Origin of the sequence: Cyanothece sp. BG0011 (genome assembly GCF_003013815.1) — a bacterium.
GTDB lineage: Bacteria > Cyanobacteriota > Cyanobacteriia > Cyanobacteriales > Microcystaceae > Crocosphaera.
In genome coordinates this window covers 23995-31320 of record NZ_PRLH01000105.1, presented here as the reverse complement: position 1 = coordinate 31320, position 7326 = coordinate 23995, and the positions used below count along the sequence as shown (strand labels likewise).

The 7326-nt window shown below is 35.4% G+C and carries 7 protein-coding genes and 2 pseudogenes; 1 reads left to right on the top strand and 8 read right to left on the bottom strand.

Translation table 11 applies throughout. From position 1 onward, the window contains the following. Window positions 1–87: 87 nt before the first annotated feature. The 8 genes and pseudogenes from C4E06_RS28795 to pgsA all read right to left on the bottom strand — a co-directional run bounded on the left by C4E06_RS28795 (window position 88) and on the right by pgsA (window position 6522). A complete protein-coding gene (locus tag C4E06_RS28795; protein ID WP_232826253.1) occupies window positions 88–336 on the bottom strand; it encodes a hypothetical protein in 249 nt (82 codons plus the stop codon). A gap of 184 nt (window positions 337–520) precedes the next feature. Then, window positions 521–676: a hypothetical protein gene (locus C4E06_RS29580; protein WP_370051341.1), complete on the bottom strand. Its 156-nt coding sequence runs from the start codon at window positions 674–676 to the stop codon at window positions 521–523. A 141-nt stretch (window positions 677–817) separates the two neighbouring features. Then, window positions 818–1246 (bottom strand): helix-turn-helix domain-containing protein, encoded by a 429-nt coding sequence (locus C4E06_RS28790; RefSeq protein ID WP_232826252.1) that lies wholly within the window; start codon window positions 1244–1246, stop codon window positions 818–820. A 475-nt stretch (window positions 1247–1721) separates the two neighbouring features. Then, a pseudogene (locus tag C4E06_RS29575) lies at window positions 1722–2403 on the bottom strand (RNA-guided endonuclease TnpB family protein); the annotation flags it as partial. Window positions 2404–2799: 396 nt separating this feature from the next. Next, window positions 2800–3024: an ATP-binding protein gene (locus tag C4E06_RS27950; RefSeq protein ID WP_198648688.1), complete on the bottom strand. Its 225-nt coding sequence runs from the start codon at window positions 3022–3024 to the stop codon at window positions 2800–2802. Further along, entirely contained in the window at window positions 2990–4177 is a 1188-nt protein-coding gene (locus C4E06_RS14225) for a GAF domain-containing protein (RefSeq protein WP_198648687.1), read from the bottom strand. The genes C4E06_RS27950 and C4E06_RS14225 overlap by 35 nt, the downstream gene beginning before the upstream one ends. A gap of 262 nt (window positions 4178–4439) precedes the next feature. Next, the gene (gene crtH / locus C4E06_RS14220; RefSeq protein WP_107668671.1) at window positions 4440–5960 is read right to left on the bottom strand and encodes a carotenoid isomerase; all 1521 of its coding nucleotides are present in this window, start codon (window positions 5958–5960) and stop codon (window positions 4440–4442) included. A gap of 25 nt (window positions 5961–5985) precedes the next feature. After that, window positions 5986–6522 (bottom strand): annotated as a pseudogene (gene pgsA / locus C4E06_RS14215) (CDP-diacylglycerol--glycerol-3-phosphate 3-phosphatidyltransferase). Between the two features lie 130 nt (window positions 6523–6652). Between pgsA and C4E06_RS14210 the strand changes: the two are divergent. Further along, entirely contained in the window at window positions 6653–7222 is a 570-nt protein-coding gene (locus C4E06_RS14210) for a Uma2 family endonuclease (RefSeq protein ID WP_107668670.1), read from the top strand. The last annotated feature ends 104 nt before the right edge of the window (window positions 7223–7326 follow it).

The following is a 7326-nucleotide window of genomic DNA, read 5'->3' as shown; positions in this document are numbered from 1 at the left end:
ATATATAAAATCAACTTATCAACTCTTGTGTTGACTGCTTCATGAAACCTAGACAAACCTGGACAGGCTTGTTGTTCAATTCCTGCTTCAACCAAGGGAGACGGCTCCTTCTTGTCCACAGGCTTTCACCGATAAGCCATCGGCATTCTTGATCCAACCTTCGATATTTTTGAGGCGTTGAGATCCCTGTCCATAACTTGGCCACAATTTGACAATAATAAACTCTTTCAAATAAGGATATTTGTATATTTCCGCAGACTGAACAAGTTTTGAACTGGGGAACCACCTATCTACTATGGTTAACAAAAAGCCAAAACATTCTTGTTTATAACTCAACAATTCTCGAAACGATACAATCCTAAATTAATAAGCATGGATAATTTGTGTTAGCCATCATCCCTTTATGTTTAATCTTCTATAGAATAATGTGATAAGTTTTGGCCAATAATGTGGTGTTTTTGCAGAAAATCTTCTCGAATGTTGTTATTCTTTATGCTTTTTTCTTAGTTTCTGGTAATATTTAACCGCATTTTAGATCAGAGATTCCAGAACGACGGTTGCTGTGTACCTTATTTCTGTTTCTCCATTGTATCTTTCCTAGCTTGGTTTTCGCTTTTTTGATGGAAGATGGAGCCTCCAAGGTGTTTCCGTCACTAAGAGTGGCAAAAGTTTTTATTCCTAAGTCAATTCCTACTTTTATGGCAGTGTTTCATCTCAGGTCTTTTACAAGCTGAAACGGCAAAACTTATATACCATTTCCCTGCAGACCTCGATATAGTAAAGGTTTGAGAAACACAGTTATAAGGGATAGCCTCTTTTAATCTGAATGTTCCCAAAGTAGGAATTTTATCTTTTTTCCCTCCTTGACTAATACCTTACCGTTAGAACTATCTACTGTAAAACTACAGTGATCTTTCTTCTTTTTAAAACGAGGTAAGTCTGCTTTTATTTTAGGCTCTCTCCAACGGGAAAATGCTTTTTTCAAGTCCCTAAAAGCATTCTGATAAATGCGAGATGAATATTTATTTGTCCATAAATATTCTGTTTGCTTTTTAGTAATGTTTGTAAAGACTTTCTTGATAGCATCTAACCGTTTTGAGTCACTGCCAGAAATTTCGGGAATATCCCAGGTGGATTTGAGTAAAGATAAGCCATGATTGTATACAAAGCGAGAAAAGCCAGCACAGCCAGCAAAAAAGCTCTTTTCTTTGTTATTCAGCTTTAATTCTCTCTTAATTGCGTACATGATTAGCTCTTTTGTAATGTTTTGACACTAACTCCTGCTAAATCGGCAAATTCACTTGGTCTATAGTGCATCCTAGACATTCTGTATAGGTATGTCGAGTATTGTACAGGTTTTTGTCTTCTAGAAAAAGCTCACATCTTGCACCTTCGCTAACGCCTCCAACCCCCCACACCCCCTTTAAAAGGGGGGCAGCGGGGTGGATAATAGAGTTGATTTTGACTGTAACTGCTTAAGAATTGATTTCCTTGAGTTTCTTGTTTAGTTTTTATAGCGGGTTTCATTTGCATAGATTAAACATTAAAATGCAAATCCTCCCCACACTCCCCACCCCTCCCACACTCCCCACACTCAACTTAACTAAAATATTGATACACCCAATTGAAAACCGCTATTATTTGAGACTCCCTGGGTTAAAACCGCAGGGATTCTAGAGGTTATCTAAACAGGGGATAAATCCACCTGTTTAGACATTACCCTAGTTAGGGGGACTCCCATTGACCCCATCCTTTAAACCGTCTGCATCCATTACAAATACAGTTTTCTGAAGGCGCGGAATGCGCTCCCGCTTTCCTCTCGGATTTTAAATCCGAGAGGGTCGGGAGTCTAAAGGACATGAAAAACCAAGCCATTGACCTATGTTTTGACTAGCATTCCAATCGCTATTACATTGATAACCATCAACTCCTCTGAACCAATGCCCATTTCTTTTTCCCAATCACACCATTACGATGATCTGACTTAGAAGTATATGGAGCAGGTATTAGTTCAAAAGGAACACCATTTTTAATGGCTTTATAACGAGTTAGGGTTTCTAACTGGAAATATGACCAAGTATGGCGACTATTTCCTGCATCAGACCTGACTTTTTTGGATTGTTTTGAAGTTTGTCTAATATTAGATAAATCTTCAAATCTTAATCCCATACCATAGTCTTTGGCAAACTGAACTAACTGCTTAGAAATACAATGATTGATATAGGTTATGATGCGTCTTTCTTTAGATTCTAGACGTTTAACTACCTTGCGCTTATTAGCCTTTTGAAGTTGTTTTCTAAGTTTTTGGTAGTGTCTTCTTAAATGTTTAATTTGACGACCATTCCAAAACTTACCAAACCTATTAGGCAAACTAGCAACAGCAATTTGATTCTGTCCTCTTTCTGTTTCAAAACTATCGAATAAATCATAAACGGGTTGACCTAACTCCTTTTCAATCATTATAACCGCTTCCTCGGTACTAAAAGGAGGAACATTATCTTGAAGTTGGCTTAATTCTTGAATATATTCTAAGGGTATTAAATCAGCACGAGTTGATAAAGATTGACCAATTTTAATAAAAGTTGGCCCCAGTTGCAGTAAGTTTCTAACTAACCATCTTGCTCTTTTTTGTCGTTGTTTTATACTATTATTTTTTAATAGTTTATCCCATAATAGAAAGAGTAAAAATTGAAACGTAAATAAGGAAACTTCCCATTGACGGCCAAGGGCTGAATATCGAGAATGTTGCCAGCGCAGTGACTTCGAGGAACCGCGTTTAGTTAGCATACAACGTTTAAATTACGATGAGGATAAGGATTGAGGAAGAACCAATCTAAATACAATTTTACAATGTTTAGGGTTTTCTGTGGGAAGACAATGAACGGTAATTTTTCCCTGAAGGAGTTCCACTAAATCTTTAACAATATTCAATCCGACTCCGATGCCCGGAATCCCACTATCTATAACAATTTGTTCTCGATAAAAAGGTTCAAAAAAACTCAGTCGTATTGTCTTGACAACCATATTCACTAAGATTCGATAAGGTGATAATAATTGGTGAATTATTAGAATTATTCTCTTGATTTACTTCTAAAGTAACAGTGGAGTTAGGAACGGAAAATTTACCAGCGTTTGTTAATAGTTCTTCTATAATATTCGTGAAATGTTGAGTATCAGTTATAATCAATTGTTTAGGTTGGAGACTAAAATCAATCCTTAGTGTAAGAGAATTTTTAGCATCTTCTTGCCATTTACTTTGACAAGTATGTGTTATATTATCAATCAATTCTTTTAGATTAGTAGAAACTAAATTACAACTAGAATCTTGAGATTTTAAATGTTTTAATTGTAAAATCTTTTCATTGATATTATTCAGCTTACTCCAAGCTTCTTCTAACATTGTCAATCGTTTTATTAAGTCTTCAGGAGACAATTCTTTACTTCGCAAAACAGTAATTACCATTTTAATAATAGCGAGAGGATTACGGGTTTGATCACTCATAATAGTGATCATGTTATAGATAACTTTTCTATTCCATTCTAACTGTTTATCTAATTGTTTTTTTGTACTTTGCCACCAGAGTTTGAGGATAGGGTTTTCTTCTATGGGTTTAGGAGTATTACTCTGAAAAAGAGGAGAATCTCTATTAATATTTTTTTCATTAATAATTGTATTTATTTGACTTAAATGACAAGCCATTCCAATAATACAGGAAACTCTTTTTAATGTTGTTTTGTCTTTCTGACTCCATTGTAATGGTTCTTGTTTACCTAAGATGATAATCCCATTGATTTGTCCTTTAAAACTTGTACTTATTCCTAACAGAGATTTAACATTAAACTCTTGAAAAAAAGGTAATAGTTTTTGATGTTTTTTATGTTCTAAATTACTAACAGAATTGATTTTTGACTCATATTTTAAATTGATCATCCAAAAGCTCTGCATTAAATTAGATACTTTTTTAGGAGAAATAACTGAATTATTTTCATTAGACTTTCCTACTGTATAAAAATACTTTAGATGATTAAAATCAGAAATAATTAAGCAGAAATCTACCCCAAACAAGTCAGTAATCATCTGAGTAAAATTTTCAAAATTTGTATCATAATCCGATGGGTTTAGTATTTCTTGAAGTAGAGATTTCTCCAAATTATTATCTTTAGAAGGATATGACATTTTACTAAGAACATTTTATTAATAAAAAGTTGAATCGTCTGATGAAAATTTATAATAACTTATTTTAGAGCTAATCCTATAATTAATCACCTTTATTTGACTGACTGGTTTCAGTTTCTATAATAACTAATAAAAAACGGGATTAACTCTAAACTTTAGAAGTTACCAACATATACTTATCATCAACAATAATGCCTTATTCTTCAACGGTAGATCCACTTAAAGAAATGCAAAGAAATATAAAGAGTATTTCTGTAATCGTTTATAGTCCTAAATCCACTGCAATGCGATGACTACAAGCAAACCCAGAAAAAGCCACAGCATTGAGTCCTTGACCAGGAAAGGTACTATCCCCCACACAGTATAACCCAGGAATAACCGTACGATTAAAGGGCATTCCTAATAATCCTGGTAACTTGCGACTGGGAATCGGCCCGTAGGTCCCTTGATCTCGGCCTAAAAAGCGTCGGTGGGTTCGAGGGGTTCCCACTTCTTGATAGTCTAATCCTTCAACTAATCCAGGAAAAATCTTTTCTAACCGTTCAATTAAATGACTGGCAGCTTCTTCTTTTTTTTGGTGATACGCTTGAGAAGAAAGTCCTTGCCACTCTTTCATATAACTCGGGGTAAACGTATGAATAATATGATGATTTTTTGGGGCTAAACTCGGATCAAGCAAAGTAGGAATCGAGACAAAAATAGTTCCTTGTTCATCTTCCATACTTTCCCATTGTTCTAAAACAATATGATGACATTCAGTTCCTATAGGTAAAACGTCGGATTTAACTCCTAAATGTAAACTTAAAAAACTAGGAGATTTTTCATACCTTTGTTGCCATTTTTCCTCTTTTTTAGGGATGTCATTTGTCGGTAATAATTTTTCAAAGGTATCCCACCGAGTGGCATTAGAAACAATGCGTTTTGCTCGATATTCTTTCCCATCGGCTAATCGGACTCCCACGGCCTTTCCTTTTTCCATTAAAATGTTAGTAACACGGGCTTTATATTGAATTTTTCCACCGAATTTTTCTAACCCTTCCACTAACTTTTCTGCAATGGTTCCCACGCCACCTTTAGGGTAATTAATGCCTCCATAATGCCGATCTGAAAATACCATACCCGCATTGATCATCGGGGTTTTATCTGCAGGAACCACTGACCAACAATAACATTCCATATCAATAAACTTTAAAAGTTCAGGATCACTGATGTAACGACGGGCAATATCTCCTGCATTTTGGGGTAAATATTTGACTAATCCTAAACAGGCAAAAGGATGCTGGAAAAACACTCTCATCAAGTATCTGGGTTCTTCTAAAGAGAGTAATTCCATGGCGTTGAGACAGTTAAAAACTTGCCAACATTCGTCATAAAAGCGACGAATTCCTTCCTTTTCGTGGGGGAATTTTTCCGTTAATTCGTCAATAAATTTTTCATAATTTTTGTGTACTTTTAGGTCTAAGTTGTTGGGTAAATGGTAATGTATTTGAACAGGATCGGGTATAGTTTCTAGACTGACATTAACCGCATCTAAAGCACGGGTTAACAGGTTGGTTGTGCCTTCATTTCCGAAACCAAAAATCATGGATGCACCCACATCAAAGCGATACCCTTCCCGTTCAAAATAACCGGCACTTCCCCCAGGAATTAAATATTTTTCTAACACTAATACTTTGGCCCCTTTTGCAGCGAGTTGGGTGGCCGTCACTAAACCCCCCATTCCTGAACCAATGATGATAACATCGTAGTCTTGTGTTGCGATCGCCGTTGTTGTCCCAGTCATGTTTGATTATGATTTCTTAACTTTTCTAGTTTATCTTTTCAGGGCTATTTGTAGGAAGTAGGTAAATGATCCCAGAGCCTAAAGTTAAGACCACAGACAGCCAAAATACTGTAATAGAGACGGTTTCCCAGGGTTGGGGAAGGGGTGCGATCAACAATGCGATCGCCGTGATTTGGCTGACAGTTTTGAATTTTCCCCAAATATTTGCCCCTTGAATGGTAGTATTTCCGGTTAAGTTGGGGTTAATACGCCAGCCTGCGATCGCTATTTCTCGGCCTAATATTAAAAAACACACCCCAAGCAGGAACTTGTTGCAGAGAAATTAAACATAATAAAGGTGCAAGGACTAATAATTTATCTACCAAAGGGTCGAGAAATTTGCCTAATTCAGTAACTTGATTTAACTTTCTGGCTAAATAACCATCTACCCAGTCTGTGGAGGCTGCAATGAGGAAAATAACTACGCATATCCAACGATGGAAGGGGTAGGCGTGTTGAGGAAATAGAATAAAAAAGGAAGTCCCATTAAACGAGAAACGGTGATCCAAGTGGGTAAATTCATGATTAAAATTAATATGATAAAAGTGATGCTTAATTTATTATATAGTTCAATGATTGAGTCGAAAAAATAATTATGAACTTAAAATCTTAACAATCATAGTAAAATTAGATTAATAATAAGAGGAGAAGAAATGGTTACAGTTAATTCAATTAAAGGTAATTTAACCTTAGCAAAATTTTTAGAACTGCCTGAAACAAAACCCGCCAATGAATATATAAATGGAAAAATTGAACAAAAACCGATGCCTCAAGGAAAACATAGTATTCTTCAAAGAGAGTTAACTTTTGCCATAACTATTGCTTTAAAAACACAAAAAATAGGACAAGCTTTTCCTGAACTTCGTTGTACGTTTGATGGTCGATCAATTGTTCCAGATATTGCTGTTTTTCGTCAGGAACGTATTCCCCGTGATAATGATGGACAAGTAGCTAATTCTTTTCAACTTCCTCCTGACTGGATTATAGAAATATTATCCCCACAACAAAGTCACAGTAAAGTCATTCGTAATATTCTTCATAGTTTAGATAATGGAACTCAAATGGGATGGTTATTAGATCCAGAAGAATTCTTAATTTTCGTCTATTATGGTGATAAATCTGTTCAATTATTTGAAAGACCAGAGAGAATATTACCCGTTCCAGAATTTGCCGAAAGATTACAACTAACAGTAGGTGAAATATTTGCTTGGTTAAAAGAGTAATTAGACGAGATAAGTTATTATTTTGATTATGCTGTAACGCCCCAAAACTAGATAATTTGGTGTATTAACGCAGGGTAATACACCCTATAATAACTATAATCACT

Bases quoted from the DNA above. Each gene is read 5' to 3' on its own strand.
- C4E06_RS28790 (WP_232826252.1), bottom strand. From the start codon at position 1,246: ATGTACGCAATTAAGAGAGAATTAAAGCTGAATAACAAAGAAAAGAGC.
- C4E06_RS27950 (WP_198648688.1), bottom strand. From the start codon at position 3,024: ATGGTTGTCAAGACAATACGACTGAGTTTTTTTGAACCTTTTTATCGA.
- C4E06_RS14225 (WP_198648687.1), bottom strand. From the start codon at position 4,177: ATGTCATATCCTTCTAAAGATAATAATTTGGAGAAATCTCTACTTCAA.
- C4E06_RS14210 (WP_107668670.1), top strand. From the start codon at position 6,653: ATGGTTACAGTTAATTCAATTAAAGGTAATTTAACCTTAGCAAAATTT.
- crtH (WP_107668671.1), bottom strand. From the start codon at position 5,960: ATGACTGGGACAACAACGGCGATCGCAACACAAGACTACGATGTTATC.